Origin of the sequence: Streptomyces diastaticus subsp. diastaticus (genome assembly GCF_011170125.1) — a bacterium.
GTDB classification, from domain to species: domain Bacteria; phylum Actinomycetota; class Actinomycetes; order Streptomycetales; family Streptomycetaceae; genus Streptomyces; species Streptomyces diastaticus.
This window is the reverse complement of the sequence record NZ_BLLN01000005.1, coordinates 850677-867265: the sequence shown is the minus strand read 5'-3', so window position 1 is coordinate 867265 and position 16589 is coordinate 850677. Positions and strand designations below refer to the sequence as shown.

The 16589-nt window shown below is 75.9% G+C and carries 14 protein-coding genes, 1 pseudogene and 1 riboswitch; of the genes and pseudogenes, 9 read left to right on the top strand and 6 right to left on the bottom strand.

From position 1 onward, the window contains the following. Positions 1–134: 134 nt before the first annotated feature. From Sdia_RS21350 to Sdia_RS21325, 6 genes and pseudogenes are all read left to right on the top strand, one after another. Positions 135–968 (top strand): M55 family metallopeptidase, encoded by an 834-nt coding sequence (locus tag Sdia_RS21350; protein WP_100453579.1) that lies wholly within the window; start codon positions 135–137, stop codon positions 966–968. After that, entirely contained in the window at positions 961–2316 is a 1356-nt protein-coding gene (locus tag Sdia_RS21345) for a M20/M25/M40 family metallo-hydrolase (RefSeq protein WP_115069239.1), read from the top strand. The genes Sdia_RS21350 and Sdia_RS21345 overlap by 8 nt, the downstream gene beginning before the upstream one ends. 63 nt (positions 2317–2379) lie before the next feature. Then, on the top strand, positions 2380–4368 hold the full coding sequence (locus Sdia_RS21340) for a S9 family peptidase (RefSeq protein ID WP_189499860.1): 1989 nt from the start codon (positions 2380–2382) through the stop codon (positions 4366–4368). Between the two features lie 100 nt (positions 4369–4468). Next, complete coding sequence (locus Sdia_RS21335) at positions 4469–5407, top strand: S66 peptidase family protein (RefSeq protein WP_100453582.1); 939 nt, start codon at positions 4469–4471, stop codon at positions 5405–5407. 488 nt (positions 5408–5895) lie between these two features. Continuing rightward, entirely contained in the window at positions 5896–6501 is a 606-nt protein-coding gene (locus tag Sdia_RS21330; RefSeq protein ID WP_100453583.1) for a GNAT family N-acetyltransferase, read from the top strand. Between the two features lie 97 nt (positions 6502–6598). Beyond that, positions 6599–6976: pseudogene (locus Sdia_RS21325) on the top strand (DUF5107 domain-containing protein); the annotation flags it as partial. A 28-nt stretch (positions 6977–7004) separates the two neighbouring features. On the opposite strand, the gene Sdia_RS21320 reads toward Sdia_RS21325, so the two are convergent. The 4 genes from Sdia_RS21320 to Sdia_RS21305 all read right to left on the bottom strand — a co-directional run bounded on the left by Sdia_RS21320 (position 7005) and on the right by Sdia_RS21305 (position 11762). Further along, positions 7005–7361 carry a VOC family protein gene (locus Sdia_RS21320; protein ID WP_100453584.1) on the bottom strand — a complete coding sequence of 119 codons (357 nt, stop codon included), beginning with the start codon at positions 7359–7361 and terminating at the stop codon, positions 7005–7007. 369 nt (positions 7362–7730) lie between these two features. Then, positions 7731–8675, bottom strand: a complete 945-nt coding sequence (locus Sdia_RS21315) for a M23 family metallopeptidase (protein WP_100453585.1) — start codon at positions 8673–8675, stop codon at positions 7731–7733. Between the two features lies 1 nt (position 8676). After that, positions 8677–8855: riboswitch (cyclic di-AMP (ydaO/yuaA leader) on the bottom strand. 406 nt (positions 8856–9261) lie between these two features. Continuing rightward, the gene (locus Sdia_RS21310; protein WP_189499861.1) at positions 9262–10077 is read right to left on the bottom strand and encodes a methyltransferase domain-containing protein; all 816 of its coding nucleotides are present in this window, start codon (positions 10075–10077) and stop codon (positions 9262–9264) included. Positions 10078–10238: 161 nt separating this feature from the next. Further along, entirely contained in the window at positions 10239–11762 is a 1524-nt protein-coding gene (locus Sdia_RS21305) for a bifunctional phosphatase PAP2/diacylglycerol kinase family protein (protein WP_115069242.1), read from the bottom strand. Between the two features lie 122 nt (positions 11763–11884). On the opposite strand from Sdia_RS21305, the gene Sdia_RS21300 reads away from it, so the two are divergent. Then, positions 11885–12502 carry a TIGR03086 family metal-binding protein gene (locus Sdia_RS21300; protein ID WP_100453588.1) on the top strand — a complete coding sequence of 206 codons (618 nt, stop codon included), beginning with the start codon at positions 11885–11887 and terminating at the stop codon, positions 12500–12502. 380 nt (positions 12503–12882) lie between these two features. Here Sdia_RS21300 and Sdia_RS21295 read toward each other — a convergent pair whose 3' ends face one another. Both Sdia_RS21295 and Sdia_RS21290 read right to left on the bottom strand, forming a co-directional pair. Next, a complete protein-coding gene (locus tag Sdia_RS21295) occupies positions 12883–13434 on the bottom strand; it encodes a type 1 glutamine amidotransferase domain-containing protein (RefSeq protein WP_100453589.1) in 552 nt (183 codons plus the stop codon). Between the two features lie 316 nt (positions 13435–13750). Next, positions 13751–14101 (bottom strand): DUF2795 domain-containing protein, encoded by a 351-nt coding sequence (locus Sdia_RS21290; RefSeq protein WP_196189759.1) that lies wholly within the window; start codon positions 14099–14101, stop codon positions 13751–13753. Between the two features lie 207 nt (positions 14102–14308). Here Sdia_RS21290 and Sdia_RS21285 point away from each other — a divergent pair, with 207 nt between their 5' ends. Next, positions 14309–15559 (top strand): aminotransferase class I/II-fold pyridoxal phosphate-dependent enzyme, encoded by a 1251-nt coding sequence (locus tag Sdia_RS21285; protein WP_100453591.1) that lies wholly within the window; start codon positions 14309–14311, stop codon positions 15557–15559. After that, on the top strand, positions 15556–16578 hold the full coding sequence (locus Sdia_RS21280; RefSeq protein WP_189499862.1) for an MBL fold metallo-hydrolase: 1023 nt from the start codon (positions 15556–15558) through the stop codon (positions 16576–16578). The genes Sdia_RS21285 and Sdia_RS21280 overlap by 4 nt, the downstream gene beginning before the upstream one ends. Positions 16579–16589: the final 11 nt, after the last annotated feature.

The window sequence follows — 16589 nt, the reverse complement described above, 5'->3', positions numbered from 1 at the left end:
GCCCCCTGGCCCCGGGGCCCGCCGGAACAGCCCGCCCGACCCGCCCGAATCCCTCTACCGCCACCCTCACCCAAGGCGTACGGTGACCCCGCCGGGCGGAACAAGATCCGCCCCCGTAGCCGAACGGAGCGGGTGTGAAGATCCTGATCAGCGCGGACATGGAAGGCGCCACGGGGGTGACCTGGCCGCACGACGTGCTGCCGGGGCACGCCCAGTGGGAGCGGTGCCGGTCGATGTTCACCTCCGACGTCCAGGCCGCCGTCCTCGGGTTCTTCGACGGGGGCGCCGACGAGGTGCTGATCAACGAGGCGCACTGGACGATGCGCAACCTCTTCCTGGAACGCCTCGACCCCCGCGCCCAGATGCTCACCGGCCGCCACAAGAGCCTCAGCATGGTGGAGGGCGTGCAGCACGGCGACGTCGACGGCATCGCCTTCCTCGGCTACCACGCGGGCGCCGGCATGGCCGGGGTCCTCGCCCACACCTACCTCGCCAACTCCCTCACCGGTGTCTGGCTCGACGGCGTCCGGGCCAGCGAGGGCCTGCTCAACGCCCACGTCGTCGCCGAGTACGGGGTGCCCGTCGTTCTGGTCACCGGCGACGACGTGGCCTGCGAGGACTCCAAGGGATACGCGCCCGAGGCCGAGCGGGTCGCCGTGAAGGACCACGTCTCGCGGTACGCGGCCGTCTGCCGCACCCCCGAGCGCACCGCCGCGGACATCCGTACCGCCGCCCGCGACGCCACCCGCCTGGCCGTCCGTCACGAGCCGGTCCAGGCCGGTCCGCACACCGTGGACCTGGAGTTCGACGCCGCGCATCTGGCCGGGGCCGTCACCGTCGTCCCGGGTGTCACCCTGACGGGCGAACTCCGCGCCGGCTACACCAGCGAGACCATGTACGAAGCCATCCGGACGTTCAAGGCCGTCACCACGGTCGCCCAGAACGCCGTGGAGGAGACCTATGGCTGAGCAGCCCGCCCCCGCACCGACGACCACCACCGGCGTCGACGCCGAGGCCCTGGAGGAGGTCGTCACCTACACCTCCGAGCTGATCCGCATCGACACCACCAACCGGGGCGGCGGCGACTGCCGCGAACGCCCGGCCGCGGAGTACGCCGCCGAGCGGCTCGCCGGTGCCGGACTCGACCCGGTGATCCTCGAGCGCACCCCCGGCCGCGGCAACGTCGTCGCCCGCATCGCCGGCACCGACCCCACCGCCGACGCCCTCCTCGTCCACGGCCACCTCGACGTGGTCCCGGCCCAGGCAGAGGACTGGACGAGGCACCCCTTCTCCGGCGAGGTCGAGGACGGCGTCGTCTGGGGGCGCGGCGCGGTCGACATGAAGAACATGGACGCGATGATCCTCGCGCTGGCCCGCTCCTGGGCCCGCGCCGGCGTGCGCCCCCGCCGGGACATCGTCATCGCCTTCACCGCCGACGAGGAGGCCAGCGCCGAGGACGGGTCGGAGTTCCTCGCCGAACGCCACGCGCCCCTCTTCGAGGGATGTACCGAGGGCATCAGCGAGTCCGGCGCCTTCACCTTCCACGACGGCGCCGGTCGCGAGATCTACCCCATCGCGGCGGGCGAACGCGGCACCGGCTGGCTCGAACTGACCGCGCGCGGCCGCGCCGGGCACGGCTCGAAGGTCAACCGCGCCAACGCGGTCAGCCGCCTCGCCGCCGCCGTCGCCCGCATCGGCAACCACGAATGGCCGGTCCGCCTCTCCCCGACGGTCCGGGCCGCCCTCACGGAACTCGCCGACCTCTACGGCATCGACGCCGACCCGGGCGCCGAGGGCTTCGACGTCGACGTGCTCCTCGGCAAGCTCGGCCCGGCCGCCTCCCTGGTCGAGGCGACCGTCCGCAACAGCTCCAACCCCACCATGCTGAACGCCGGTTACAAGGTCAACGTCATCCCCGGCGAGGCCACCGCCATGATCGACGGCCGCTTCGTGCCCGGCGGAGAGGACGAGTTCCGGGCCACTCTGGACGAGCTGACCGGACCCGACGTCGACTGGCGGTTCCACCACCGGGAGACGGCGCTGACCGCGCCCGTCGACTCGCCGACCTTCGCCCTGATGCGCGAGGCCGTCGAGGAGTTCGCCCCGGGCGCCCGCGCCGTGCCGTACTGCATGTCCGGTGGCACCGACGCCAAGCAGTTCTCCCGGCTCGGCATCACCGGCTACGGCTTCTCCCCGCTGAAGCTGCCGCCCGGCTTCGACTACCAGGCGCTCTTCCACGGCGTGGACGAGCGCGTGCCCGTCGAGGCCCTGCACTTCGGCGTCCGCGTACTCGACCGGTTCCTGCGCAGCGCCTGACCCCGGGCCCGCCCCGCGACGGAGCGGGGCGGGCCGCCGCCGAACGAGGAGTTGGAAGACCCCATGAGCACGCCCGAGCCGTACGGTGCCTGGCCCTCGCCCATCGACGCCCGCCTCACCGCCGCCCACGACGGCCGGCCCGAGTTCGTCACCCACGTCGGGGACGACCTGTGGTGGACCGCGCCCCGTCCCGGCGAGGGCGGCCGCCGCACCCTGGTGCGCCGCCGCCCCGACGGCGCGGAGGAGTCCGCGCTCCCCGCGCCGTGGAACGTCCGCACCCGCGTCGTCGAGTACGGCGGCCTGGCCTGGGCCGGGGCGCCCGGACCCGACGGACCCCTCATCGTCTTCGCCCACTTCGACGACCAGCGGCTCTACGCCTACGAGCCCGACCGGCCCGGCGCCGAGCCGCGCCCGCTCACCCCGCTCACCCCGGTCTCGGCGGTCGGCGGCGGACTGCGCTGGGCCGACCCGGTGGTGCACGCGGCGCAGGGCGAGGTCTGGTGCGTCCTGGAGGAGTTCACCGGTGAGGGGCCCGGCGACGTGCGCCGCGTCCCGGCCGCCGTCCCGCTCGACGGCAGCGCCGCCGAGAACCGCCAGGCGGTCCGCGAACTCGACACCGGCCGGCACCGGTTCGTCACCGGCCCCAAGCTGTCCCCCGACGGGCAGCGCGCCGTGTGGATCGCCTGGGACCACCCGCGTATGCCGTGGGACGGTACCGAGCTGAAGATGGCCGAGGTGACCGCGCGGGGGCCGTTCACCGGCGTCCGCACCCTGATCGGCGGCCCGGAGGAGTCCGTCGCCCAGGCCGAGTGGGCTTCCGACGGCTCCCTGATCGCCGCCACCGACCGCAGCGGCTGGTGGAACCTGCACCGCGTCGACCCCGCGACCGGTGAGGCCAAGCCGCTCTGCCCGCGCGAGGAGGAGTTCGGCGGGCCCCTGTGGCGGGTCGGCCAGCGCTGGTTCGCCCCGATGGAGAACGGCCTCGTCGCCGTCGTGCACGGCCGGGGCAGCAACCGGCTCGGCATCCTCGACCCCGACGCCGGGGAGATCTGCGACGCCGCCGGACCGTGGAACGACTGGGCCCCCTCCCTCGACGTGCGCGGCAGCCGGGTCACCGGAATCGCCGCGGGGCCGTGCAGCGGCTACGAGATCGTCGAGCTGGACACCGTCACCGGACGGGCCAGGGCCGTCGCCGAGCGCCACACCGACGTGGTCGACCCGGCCTACCTCCCGCACCCAGAGGAACGGGTCTTCACCGGCCCCGGCGGACGCGAGATCCACGCCACCGTCTACCAGCCGCGCCATCCCGACCGGCACGGCCCCGAGGGCGAACTGCCGCCGTACGTCGTGTCCGTGCACGGCGGGCCCACCGGGCGTTCGGCCGCCGTCCTCGACCTGGGCGTCGCGTACCTCACCTCGCGCGGCATCGGCGTCGTCGAGGTCAACCACGGGGGCTCCACCGGCTACGGCCGCGCCTACCGCAACCGCCTGCGCGAGCAGTGGGGCGTGGTCGACGTGGAGGACTGCGCGGCGGTCGCCGAGGCACTGGCCGCCGAGGGCAGCGCGGACCCGCAACGCCTCGCCGTCCGGGGCGGCAGCGCCGGTGGCTGGACGGCGGCGGCCTCGATCGCCCAGACCGACGTCTACGCCTGCGCCACCGTCATCTATCCGGTGCTCGACCTCGCGGGCTGGGCCACCGGCGAGACCCACGACCTGGAGTCGCACTATCTGGAGTCGCTGATCGGCCCGCTCGCCGAGGTCCCCGAGCGGTACACCGAGCGCTCCCCGGCCGAACACGCCGACCGGATCACCGCGCCCTTCCTCCTCCTCCAGGGGCTCGACGACGTCATCTGCCCGCCCGCGCAGAGCCGCCGCCTGCTGGAGCGGATCGCCGGCCGGGGAGTCCCGCACGCCTACCTCACCTTCGAGGGCGAGGGTCACGGTTTCCGCCGCGCCGACACGATGGTCCGCGCGGCCGAGGCGGAACTGGCTCTCTACGCCGAGGTGTTCGGGTTCACCGCCGACGTGCCGGAGCTGGAGTTCCAGCACTGACACCGGCGCCGGGCGTGGCCTGCCGCGCCCGCCCCGGCCATCGGGCCGCCACCCCGCCCGGGGCGGCGGCCCGCCCCGTCGACACCCCGGGAGAGTTCCCTTGTCCCAGCCCGTCCGTCCGCTCGTCCGTCCGCCCCGGCTCGCCCCCGGCGCCCGGGTCGCCGTGGTGGCCCCCGCCGGTCCGGTGCCCGAGGAGGGGCTGGAGAGCGGACTCGACCTGCTGCGCGGCTGGGGACTGGACCCGGTGGCCGCCCCGCACGTGCTCGACCGGCATACCGGCTTCCCCTACCTCGCGGGCGAGGACGCCGACCGTGCCGCCGACCTCCAGGCCGCCTGGTGCGACCCGTCGGTCGACGCCGTGTTCTGCGCCCGGGGCGGCTACGGCTGCCAGCGGATGGCCGACCTGCTGGACTGGGAGGCGATGCGCGCCGCGCGCCCCAAGCCCTTCGTCGGCTACAGCGACATCACCGCCCTGCACGAGCAGTTCGCGGTCCGCCTCGGTCTGGCGACGCTGCACGCCCCCATGCCGGCGACCGTCGGCTTCCTCAAGAGCCGGGCGGCCCAGGAGCATCTGCGCGCGACTCTCTTCGACCCCGAGTCGGTGCGCGTCCTCGCCTCCGCCACCGGTCGCGTCCTCGTCCCCGGCCGGGCGCGGGGAGTGACGCTCGGCGGCTGCGTCAGTCTCCTCGCCGCCGAACTGGGCCTGCCGCACGCCCGCCCGGCCGCCTCGGGCGGGCTGCTGCTGATCGAGGACATCGGTGAGGAGGCGTACCGCCTCGACCGCGTCCTCACCCAGTTGCTGCGTGCCCGCTGGCTCGACGGGGTGAGGGGACTCGTCCTCGGCTCCTGGGAGGAGTGCGGCCCCTACGAGGAGGTGCGGGCCGTGCTGCGCGACCGGCTCGGGCCGCTCGGGGTGCCGGTGGCCGAGGAGTTCGGGTTCGGGCACGGTGAGGGGGCGCTGACCATGCCGTTCGGTGTCCCGGCCGAACTGGACACCGAGGCGGGCACGCTGACCCTGGACGTACCGGCGCTCGCCTGACGGCGGGGGCGCCCACCGGCCGGGTGGCGGCGGTTCCGTGCTCTCCTCGGTGCTCCGGCTTCAGCGGACTTCTCGCGCGGCACGAGGAGTTCGCGCTCCTGGCGGGGCTCGTCCCCGGTGGCGGTGGTGTCGGAGCCGAGGACGATCCGGTAGCCGCGTCCGTACGGCTGCCGGGCCCTGGCGCCGCAGCCGCGATGGGCGGGCGTCACCGCCACCGTGCACCGGCCCCGGGGTGGTAGCACGGTGCCGGGGGGCGTCACCTCCCGCACGGCGCCCACGGCGCCCCGCACGCGGCCTCACCGCACCGGCCGAGGGCCCGGGTGACTCCGCCACGAGGACTTTCGGCCGGTGCGCCGAGAGCACGCACCGGCCCCCCGGGACAGGCCTCGCCCCACGGACCTCCCGCGGTTCTCACGGTGCGGGCACCGCCCGGCTCGGCGATGCTGACGGGAGGCGACCGAGACCTACGGCAGAGGAGAGCGACCCGCATGGACAGGAACGCCGCCACCGAGGACGGCACCACGGACCCCGGCCCCGGCGGCGCGGCGTCCACCCCGGCGCCCGTCGCCGAAGGGCCGCGCACCACCCTGCGTCCCGTCACCCTCGCCGACGGACCGGAGTTCACCGCCCGCGCCCGGGAGAGCCGTGAGCTGCACCGCCCGTGGCTCTTCCCGCCCACCGACGCCCGGGCCTACGCCGTCTGGGCGGGCCGCCTCGTCCACGACGACGACCGGGCCGGCTACCTCGTCCACGAACGTGCCACGGGAGCCCTCGCCGGGTACGTCGCCGTCAACAACATCGTCGGCGGCGCCTTCCGCTGCGGTGCCCTCGGCTACGGCGCCTTCGCCGGCTGCGAGGGGCGCGGACTGATGAGCGAGGCCCTCGGCCTGGTCGTCGCCCACACCATGGACACCCTCGGCCTGCACCGGCTGGAGATCAACGTCCAGCCCGGCAACGCCCCCTCGATCGCCCTCGCCCGCCGCGCCGGGTTCCGTCTCGAAGGGTTCTCGCCCGACTTCCTCCTCATCGACGGCGCCTGGCGCGACCACGAACGCTGGGCCCTCACCCAGGAGATGCGCGGTCCGGCCGGCTGATCCCCCCTTCCCGGACGCCCCCCTGGCCACCGCACCCGGTCAGAGGGTTCCATGGCGCGAGGGGCGCGAAGGACCGCCCCGGTGAGGGGAGTACGCCTTGGCGACCACGATCCGGCACGACCGCCTGACCCTGCCCGCCGCACCCCTGGGCGCGGCCAACCCGCTGGCCCCGTTGCGTCCGCTCGACGAGACCCACGTCGTCGACCCGGCCACCGTCCCCGGCCTGCCTCCGGAGATGGCGCGCGGCCTCACCCGCGCCCCGCTGACCTCGCTGCTGCCCACCCGGGTCCTCGACGGCCACGAACGCCGTCGCGTCCCCACCACCCTGCCCACCCTCGTCCTGGAGAACAGCCGGCTCCGCGCCACCGTCCTGCCCGGCCTCGGCGGACGCGTCCACTCGCTGCTGCACAAACCCACCGGCCGCGAACTCCTCCACCGCGACGAACCCCTGCCCGCCGCCTACGACTTCCGGATGCGGCCGGAGGCGAACGGCTGAGGGGAGGTCAGGCGGAGGCGCCGAGCCGGTCCGCGTACTCGAAGACCGAGCCGTCCGGGTGCATCGCGACCAGGGTGCGCCCGGCCGGCGTCGCCACCGGGCCCGCGATCACGGCGGCGCCGGAGGCGGCGAGGACCTGGCCGGTCTTCTCCACGTCGGCCACGGCGATGGTCGCGGCGACCTTCCGCAGCACGTCCAGGTCGGCCTTGGGGCCGCTCATCAGCAGGAAGCAGCCGACGGCGGCGACGGAGACGCCGCCCTGCTGGTGCCGCATCGCCCGGCTGCCCGCCAGCCGCTCGTAGAACGGCACCGCGGCCTCCAGATCCTCGACGCAGATCCGCAGTGTGGTCCCCAGGATTTCCACGCTTCACCCATTCCAGACGCTCCGGCCCGCACGCTCGCGGTTGATCGCGCCGCACGCCAGCGGTACGGCAGGGTCCGAGCCGCGCGACGCCCTCATGATGGCACGCCCACCCGGCACCGTCAGTCCCTCCCCGGGGCCCCAACTCCCTTGAGGCACAGTCCTTCCCGTGGTCGCCGGGTCCGTTCCGGAGGCGGCCGGAACAGCCCGCCCGGGGCGGCGGCCGAAGGACGCCGGCGCCGCGCCGCCGGTGCGCTGCGGAGCGCGGGACGGTGCCAGGGCCACGCGCGCGGCCGGGGCCGGACGGGGCGGTGTGTGCCCCGGTCCGGCCCCGGCCGGTGGTGAGGAGAACCCGGCGGTGCCGGGGGTGCGTCAGACGGAGACGCCGTGACCGCGCAGGTAGGCCAGCGGGTCGATGTCCGAGCCGTAGCTCGGGCCGGTGCGGACCTCGAAGTGGAGGTGCGGGCCGGTGGAGTTGCCGGTCGAGCCGGAGAGGCCGATCTGCTGGCCGCCCGTGACGGTCTGGCCGGACGAGACCGAGAGCGACGACAGGTGGGCGTACTGGGAGTACTTGCCGTCGGCGTGCTGGATGACGACCTCGTTGCCGTACGAGCCGCTCCAGCCGGCGGAGACGACGGTGCCCGCCCCGATGGCCTTGACGGAGGTGCCCGAGGAGGCGGAGAAGTCGACACCGGTGTGGTAACCGGAGGACCAGCTGCCGCCGGAGGCGCGGTAGGCGGTGGACGGGGAGGCGTCGACCGGGCGGTTCCAGCCGGAGGAGGCGGCGGGCTGCTCGGCCTGCTCGGCCTCCGGCTTCGCCGGGGCGGCCGGCTTCGGCGCGGTCTCGGTCTTCTTCGCGGCGGAGGTGCTGGTGCCGGCCTTCGGGGCGGCCTGCTTCGGCGCGCTCTGCGGCTTGGCCGGGGCGGACTTCGGGGCCTCGGCGGCGGTGCCGTCCACCGAGAGCGTCATGCCCGGGATGATGAGGTTCGGGTTCGAGCCGACGACCTCGCGGTTGTCCTGGTAGAGCTGCTCCCAGCCGCCGTCGACGTTCTGCGCGTCGGCGATCCTGGCCAGGTAGTCGCCCGCGACGACCTCGTAGGTCTTGGTGTCGTCGGCGGCGCTCTTCGGCGCCTGCTGCTGAGCGGCGGCGACGGCGTGCTGGACGGAGACGGACTCCGGCGCCGACTTCTCGGCGGCGTGTGCGCCTGCGGCGCCCATCAGCGGCAGGGCCAGAGCTGCGCTGCCGGAGCCGGCGACGGCCAGCGTGCGGGCTATGCGCATGGTCCTGGTACGGCGGTGCTTCCCCTTGGCGGGCATGAAGGTTCCTCTCCGGCGCCTGCGAGGTGAGCTGTCGGGTTCGGGCTGGAGATGCCCGGCCGCGCCGTGTGGCGCGGCTTCACCCCTAGCCGGGGCCGGTGGCGTGCGCGGTGCGCTGCTCCGGTTCCGGCGGCTTACCTGGGTCCCCCGCTCCTGCCGTGGAAGGGTCGATGTGCGGATACCGGACGGCGGCAGGATTCGGCGGTCCATCCGGAATGACGGTGACCGTAGACGAGCGCGACTCCCGTGAACAAGCATCAGCGGCGCCCTGGAAGTCGCTTTCTTGATCCTTTGTTCCGGGGGTGGTCACCCTCCGTAGACTCGTGATCTTGCCGGGCTCGGTGGGCGTTGCGCCCCGCCTGGTGGTGGGTGCCACGGACCGTGACGGCTATGACGCTGCTCACGGGGCGATTCCAACGACGTCCACCGGCGCGGTATTTGATGCTTATGAAGCCCAATGCCCCTTTTGTCCGTGATGGTGGTGCCGGTTCGGGGTCGCGGCGGATCGCGCGCCGCGCGGGGCGGGCCCGCCCGGACGTGACGCGGAGTCACCTCGGACGGGCGCGACCGGCCCGGGGAGCCCGGCTCAGACGCGGCAGAGCAGTTCCCCGTGGAGCACGGCGAACCAGCCGTCGGGCGCGGCCGCCCACTCGCGCCAGGCGGCCGCGATCCGCTCCAGCCGTGCGGGGTCCGCGTGCCCGAGGCCGATCGCCCGGTCCGCGTACCCGGAGGCCGTCGTCCGGTCCGCCCAGAGTCCGCCCCACCAGTCCCGCTCCGCCTCCTCCGCGAAACACCAGGCCGAGGCGGTCGCCGTGAGGTCGGTGAACCCTGCCTCCCGGGCCCACGCCCGCAGGTGGCGTCCCGCGTCCGGCTCCCCGCCCCCGGCCCGCGCCACCGACCGGTACAGCTCCAGCCACACGTCGAGCCCCGGGGCGGGCGGATGCCAGGTCATCGCCGCGTAGTCCGCGTCGCGTACGGCGACCAGGCCGCCCGGCGCGCACACCCGGCGCATCTCGCGCAGCGCGCCCACCGGGTCGCCGAGGTGCTGGAGCACCTGGTGGGCGTGGACGACGTCGAAGGAGGCGTCGGGGAAGGGGAGGGCCTGGGCGTCGCCGGTGCGGAAGGCGGTGTGGGTCAGGGAGCGCGCGGCGGCGGCGGAGCGGGCCGTGTCGAGGATCTCCTCGGCGTTGTCGACCCCGGTGACGTGGCCGTCCGGGACCAGGGCGGCGAGGTCGGCGGTGATCGTCCCCGGTCCGCACCCGACGTCCAGGACGCGGTGGTGCGGCTCCAGCGCCGCCAGCAGGTACGCGGCGGAATTGGCGGCGGTACGCCAGGTGTGGGAGCGCAGGACGGACTCGTGGTGGCCGTGTGTGTAGACGACGGCGGTGGGACCGGTGGGCAAGACGGCCTCCTCGGGCGGGCGCGTGGGTGAGGGGCCGGACGCCCGTGGTGCGCGAGCCGGCGCCCGGTGCCGGCGACCGTACACGCGGCGGGCCGCATCATGAGACCCCCGTCTCATGATGCGGCCCACCGGGGTGCGCTCCGTGCCGGGGCGACGCGGAGTCAGAGGGTCAGTGGCCGGTACACCCGCAGCCCCTCGTGGAGCTTGTCCAGCTCCAGACTCGGACCCGCGTCGGTCACCTCGCCGTCGAAGGCCAGCGGTGTGCCCGGGCTGATCCCGCCGATCCGCAGCCGCTGCACCCGTACCGCCGCGTGGAACGGCGAGCGGGTCAGCGGGCCCGCCAGCGCCGCCGCCACCAGCCGGAATCCCGGGCCGCGCCCGCCGTGCACGGCCCGGACGTCCAGCAGACCGTCGGCCAGATCCGCCCGGCGCCCGCCGGTCAGCCCCATCCGGCGGTAGGTGCAGTTGCCCGCGAAGAGCAGCCACAGCGGGCGCCGCTCGCCCTCCACCACCGCCTCCAGCGGATGGTCCCGGCGCCGCACCCGGGCCGCCGCCACCACGTCCGCGAGCCGACCGCCGACCCGCCCCGACCAGCGCTCCCGCTCCCGGACCAGCTCGGGGTAGACACCCAGGCTGAAGGTGTTGAGGAAGTGACCGGTCCGGCCGCCGGAGTGGAAACGGCCCACGTCCACGGCGACCGCGTCGCCCGCCTCCACCGCCCGGCACAGCTCCTTCGGGTCCTCTATCCCGAGGTCGTACGCGAAGTGGTTGAGGGTGCCGCCGGGCAGCACCGCCAGCGGCAGCCCGTTCCGCAGCGCCACCCCGGCCGCCGCGTTGACCGAGCCGTCGCCGCCGCAGACGCCGAGGGCCAGGGCGCGCCCCGCGGCCTTCTCCAGCTCCGTCACCAGCCGCTCGCCCCGGCACTCCACCACCTCGGCCTCGGGCAGCAGCTCCCGCAGGGCCCGCGCCTTCTCGGGGGTGCCGGCGCCCTGGTTCACCACCATGACCAGGCCGTGGCCCCGCGGCAGGGCCGGTACGTCCACCAGCGGGCGGCCGGGGGAGGGGAGCTGGTCCCGGGTCGGCACCAGGCCGCGCACCGCCAAGGCCGCGCCCGCGCCCAGCGCCGCCCCGGCCAGCACGTCACCCGGGTAGTGCGCCCCGGTGTGGACCCGGGAGACGGCGACCGCCGCCGCCAGCGGGGCCACCAGCGCGCCCAGGGCCCGGGACTCCATCGCCACGCCGGTCGCGAAGGCCGCCGCCGACGCCGAGTGACCGGAGGGGAAGGAGGAGGTGATCGGCTGCCGCTTCAGCTGCCGTATCAGCGGGACCGACTCCAGGCCCGGCCGCTGCCGCCGCACCGTCCGCTTGCCGAGGGTGTTGATGGTCGCGGAGGCCAGCCCCAGCGAGGCCAGCCCGCGTACCGCCGCCCGGCGGGCGCGCGGGGAACCGGTCACCGCCAGCCCCGCCGCGATCGCGCCCCAGAGCAGACCGTGGTTGGCGCTTCGGCTCAGCTTCGGCAGGACCTGGTCGGCGCCGGGCCAGCGGCGCGCCGCCACCGCCTCGAAGACCGTGCGGTCCAGGGCGACCAGCCGGGCACCGAGGGAGGCCGGCGGCTCCGGAGCGAACACGGCGGGCACCCGCGGGCGCCGCCACGGAGGCAGGGAGTTCACAGGGTCAGGACGCATGCCGCACGCGTACCCCCGCGCCGGCCGATCACCCGCACCGGCGCGCGACACCGGGCGCGTCCGTCACCGGAACGGGCGCCCGCCCTCGGCACACGCGCCCCCACGGGGTGAGGATGGATCCCATGTCCTCCTCCGGCGCGTCGGGCGCAGACCCCGAGACGAGCACCCCCAGCCATCCCGAACTCCTCGCGCGGCACGCGGCCGCACTGGATCTCTTCGGCCGGCGGGTCCACGACATCCTCGACGACCAGTGGGACCACCCCACCCCGTGCGCCGACTGGAACGTCCGCGACCTCGTCGCCCACCTGGTGTCCGAACAGCTCTGGGCGCCTCCGCTGCTGGCGGGCGGGACGATGGAGTCGGTCGGTGACGCCCTCGACGGCGACCTGCTGGGCGAGGACCCGGTCGGTGCCTGGGAGGCGGCCGCCCGGGGCGCCCGTGAGGCGTTCGCCGCCCCCGGTGCCCTCGACCGCACCGTCCAGCTCTCCTACGGGCCGAGCGGCGCCGACCACTACTGCGGCCAGATGACCACCGACCTGATCGTCCACGCCTGGGATCTGGCCCGCGGCATCGGTGCCACCGAGCACCTCCCGCCCGAACTGGTCTCCTTCGCCGACCGCGAGACGGCCCCCTACGCCGACGACCTCTCCGGCAGCGGTGTCTTCGCCCCGCCCCTCACCCCGCCCTCCGGCGCCGACCCGCAGACCCGCCTCCTCGCCCGTCTGGGACGGGAGGCTTGAGGAGGGGGTGGCGAGGAGCGCACCAGGCCCCGCGGTCCGGGCCGCGGGGCCTGGCGAGCGCGGGGGAGGAGGCGGTGGGCCGGTGACCTCCGCCGGTGGGGCGCCTCTCGGTGCGGTGGCGCGCCTCTCGGGGCAGTGCCCGCCGGGCCGTCGCGGCAGGGGGCTGCGGCAGACGTCGGTGTCGGCTCCCGGGCGCTCGCCCCGCCTCGGGTTCTTCCGGGACGGACGGTCCCCGCTCACCGCCGCACCGGCCGACGGCCCGCACCGGAGCCGGGAGGCCGCCCGGGCCGGGGACCCGCACTCCGCCCCGGCCCGGCGGCCTCCCGCTCCTGTCGGTGGAGCCCTTCGAGAGGCGACCCGGACCGAAGCCGGCCTCCGGCTCACCGCCCGGCTGCCGCCGCCGTCGTGAAGACGCCCACGAGTGCCTCGGTGAAGGCCGGCAGATCGTGCGGGGTGCGGCTGGTGATCAGGGTCGTCGGTCCGGACGAGTCGACGCGGACCGGTTCGTCCACCCACGTGCCCCCGGCGTTCCGGATGTCCGTCGCCAGGCTCGGGTAGGAGGTGAGGGTCCGGCCGCGTACCGCGCCGGCCTCGATCAGCAGCCACGGGGCGTGGCAGATGGCGGCCACCGGACGGCCCTGGTCGACGAAGTCCTTCACCAGGTCGACCGCCTCCTCGTCGGTGCGCAGGTGGTCGGGGTTGGCCACGCCGCCCGGCAGGACGAGTGCGTCGAACATGCCCGCCGACACCTCGCCCACGACCTGGTCGACGACGAAGCGCTCCCCCTTGTCCAGGTGGCGGAAGGAGAGGACCTCCCCGGGCCAGGTCGACACCAGCACGGCCTCACCCCCCGCCTCCGTCACGGCCTTCCACGCTCCGGTCAGTTCGCTCTCTTCCACGCCCTCGGGGGCCACCAGGAATGCGACGCGCATCGGCGTTCCCGCCCTTCGAATCCTCGCCCGGTCTGTCCGGTCCGCCCGTCCGGCGGCCCGGGGTGGCCTGCCCGCCGCCATCCGGGTGTCCTTCCAGGGTCGCGCGGACCGCCCCCGGTCCGCAAAGGGATCTAGCTGGGGCGCCCCCGGACGCCCGGCGCTCACGGCGCCCAGCACACGCCCCGAGCTGCCGGCTTCGCCCAGCAGGAGCCCTCCAGGGCCCGCACCGGGCAGTGCGGACACCGCCTAGGACCGCCCGTACACCCCGCGAGGCCGGTCCGCGACCCGGCGGCCCGCGGGCCGCCGGGTCCTGGCGTCAGGCGTCCGCCCGGGCCCGTACCACGGCCGTCGCCAGCTCCTGCGCGTTGCGGTACGTCTCGTCGGCGGGCAGCGGCGCCAGCAGCTCCACCACCTCGTCCGGGCAGTGCGAGGCGCTCAGCACCCGTGCCAGCTCCGGCGCGCTCGCGGGGAAGGGCGTACGGCCCAGCCGCCGTCCCAGTTCGTGCCGGACCTCCACGATGTCCGGGTGCGTCCCCAGCGGATCTCCCGGCTCCGCGTCGTGCCACTCCTCGGACCGGGTCGGATGGCCCGACCTCAGGTAGTCGCGGAGCTCGTGCTTCATCCCCTCGTCACGGTGGACGCTCATCCGGTCACTGCCTCGCTGCATGCTGTGCCCTTCTGTACGGGTCCGTTCTGCGTACGGCCGCGGACGCCTGGCCCGGCCGGCCGTGGCCCCACACGTACCCGGGGCCCGGGGGCCGAACCATCCGGTGGCCCGCGCGCCGTTCCCCGGATCGGAGGCTCCCGGTGGTGGGCGGGAGCGGGGCGCGGCACAGTGCGAGAGGGGTAATGCGTTCGAGCGGAGGTGCGGCGGATGGAGAGCGCCCTGGACGGCCGTGGGTCCGTCCGGTACGGCCCGCCCGTGCCGGAGCCGGGCCTGCCGGTCGTGCCCGGACTCGCCGCCGTCCTCGCCGAGGCCGCCGACCGCCCCCACGCCGAACCCCCCGGCGGCGGCCGGGCCCTGCTGGAGTCCGCCCGGCGCTACTGGGCCCGGCGTGGCCTCGCCGCCGACGCGGCCCTGACCGCCGCCGCCCCCGGCGCCCCCGCCCTGCTGCTCGCGCTGACCGCCGCGACCGGTGGCGACGTACTGCTTCCCAGGCCCTGCCCGGCCTGGTGGGCGCCGCAGGCCCGGCTGCTGGGCCGCCCCACCTACTCGGTGCCCTCCCCGGCCGCCTGCGGCGGCGTCCCCGACCCGTACGCCCTGCTGGAGACGGTCCGCCGGGTGAGGGCCGAGGGCGGCGACCCGCGGCTGCTGGTCCTCGCCGTCGCCGACGACCCGACCGGCACGGTGGTCCCGGCCGAGGTGATGAGCCGCGCCGTCGAGGCGGCCGCCGCCGAGGGACTGCACGTGGTCAGCGACGAGACCTGGCGGGACACCGTCCACCGGCCCGAGGAGACCCCCGTGGTCGGCCCGGCCGAGATGCTGCCCGACGGGGTCACCGTGATCTGCGACCTCTCCGGCGGCTGGCTGCCGCCGGGCTGGCCCGCCGCCGTCGTCCGCTTCCCCGACACCGTCGCCGGAGCCCGGCTGCGGGCCCGCTGCCTCGACATCCTCACCGCTCTCGACGCCGCCCTGGCCACCCCGGTCGCCGTGGCCGCCGCCCACGCGCTGGACGAACCCCTCGAACTCACCGCACGCCTCGCCCACGCCGTGGCCCTGCACGGCCGCCTCGCCACCGCCCTGCACACCACGCTGCACTCCGCCGGGGCCCTGGTCCGCCCGCCGCAGGCCGGCCGCCACCTCTACGCCGACCTGTCGCCGTTCGCCCCCGCCCTCGCCGCCCGCGGCGTCACCGACGCCCTGGAACTGGAGAACGACCTCACCGCCCGGCTCGGGATGCCCGCCCCCGGCGGCCACCGCTTCGGCGACGACCTCGCCGGACTGCGCGTCCGGCTCTCCACCGGGGCGCTCCTCGGCGACGACGAGCGGGTCCGCGCCGCCCTGCTCACCGGCGCTCCCGACCCGCTCCAGGCGGCCCCCGTGCGGCGGGCCCTGGACCGGGTGGCCGAGGTCCTCGGCGCCCTCGGCGCATCCCCCGCCGGAGCACAGGAGGCCACACCGTGACCGAGCAGCGCGACCCCGCCACCGCGCCCGCCGCCCTCGCCCCGGCGCCCGCGGCGACCACCCTGCCGGACCCGCCGGCCCCCGGCCGGCACCGCCGCCGCTCCTACCGCGACCGCCTCACCGCCCCGCTGCCCGGCGTCCGGGCCCTGGCCCGCCTGGCCCGCGAGGCGGGCGCCCTGCGTCCCGGCGCCGAGGCCCGGCGCGACGTTCCACTGCTGCCGTGCGCGCCCGCGCCGCTGCCCCCGGCGGGCCCCGGCGCACTCGCCCTCACCTGGGCCGGTCACGCCAGCTGGGTCCTGCGGATCGGCGGGCTGACCGTGCTCACCGACCCCGTCTGGTCCCGCCGCATCCTCGGCACCCCGCCGCGCGTCACCCCCGTCGGCGTCCCCTGGGCCTCCCTCCCCCCGGTCGACGCCGTCGTCATCAGCCACAACCACTACGACCACCTGGACGCCCCGACCCTGCGCCGCCTGCCGCGCACCACCCCGGTCCTGGTGCCGGCCGGGCTCGGGCGGTGGTTCCGGCGGCGCCGCTTCACCCGCGTCCACGAGCTGGACTGGTGGCAGGGCCGCGAGATCGGCGGCGTCACCTTCGACTTCGTCCCCGCCCACCACTGGTCGCGGCGGGGCCTGTTCGACACCTGCCGCACGCTGTGGGGCGGCTGGGTGCTCACCGACCCGCAGGGGCGCAAGGTGCACTTCGCGGGTGACACCGGCTACGGCCACTGGTTCACCGAGATCGGCCGCCGCCACCCCGGCATCGACCTCACCCTCATGCCCATCGGTGCCTACGCCCCCCGCTGGTGGCTCCGGGACGTGCACTGCGACCCGGAGGAGGCGGTCGCCGCCTGCGCCGACCTGGGCGCCCGCCGGATGGCCCCCATGCACTGGGCCACCTTCCTGCTCTCCGCCGAACCCGTCCTCGAACCCCTCACCCGGGTCCGCGCCGCCTGGGCCCGCACCGGCCGCCCCCGCGAGGACCTGTGGGACCTGCCGGTCGGCGGCTCCCGCACCGTGTGACCGCGCGGGCC

Excerpts from the sequence above, each read along its gene's own strand:
- Sdia_RS21300 (WP_100453588.1), top strand. The coding sequence starts at position 11,885 with ATGTCCTCCTCCGGCGCGTCGGGCGCAGACCCCGAGACGAGCACCCCC.
- Sdia_RS21330 (WP_100453583.1), top strand. The coding sequence starts at position 5,896 with ATGGACAGGAACGCCGCCACCGAGGACGGCACCACGGACCCCGGCCCC.
- Sdia_RS21315 (WP_100453585.1), bottom strand. The coding sequence starts at position 8,675 with ATGCCCGCCAAGGGGAAGCACCGCCGTACCAGGACCATGCGCATAGCC.
- Sdia_RS21340 (WP_189499860.1), top strand. The coding sequence starts at position 2,380 with ATGAGCACGCCCGAGCCGTACGGTGCCTGGCCCTCGCCCATCGACGCC.
- Sdia_RS21290 (WP_196189759.1), bottom strand. The coding sequence starts at position 14,101 with ATGCAGCGAGGCAGTGACCGGATGAGCGTCCACCGTGACGAGGGGATG.
- Sdia_RS21295 (WP_100453589.1), bottom strand. The coding sequence starts at position 13,434 with ATGCGCGTCGCATTCCTGGTGGCCCCCGAGGGCGTGGAAGAGAGCGAA.
- Sdia_RS21345 (WP_115069239.1), top strand. The coding sequence starts at position 961 with ATGGCTGAGCAGCCCGCCCCCGCACCGACGACCACCACCGGCGTCGAC.
- Sdia_RS21305 (WP_115069242.1), bottom strand. The coding sequence starts at position 11,762 with ATGCGTCCTGACCCTGTGAACTCCCTGCCTCCGTGGCGGCGCCCGCGG.
- Sdia_RS21285 (WP_100453591.1), top strand. The coding sequence starts at position 14,309 with ATGGAGAGCGCCCTGGACGGCCGTGGGTCCGTCCGGTACGGCCCGCCC.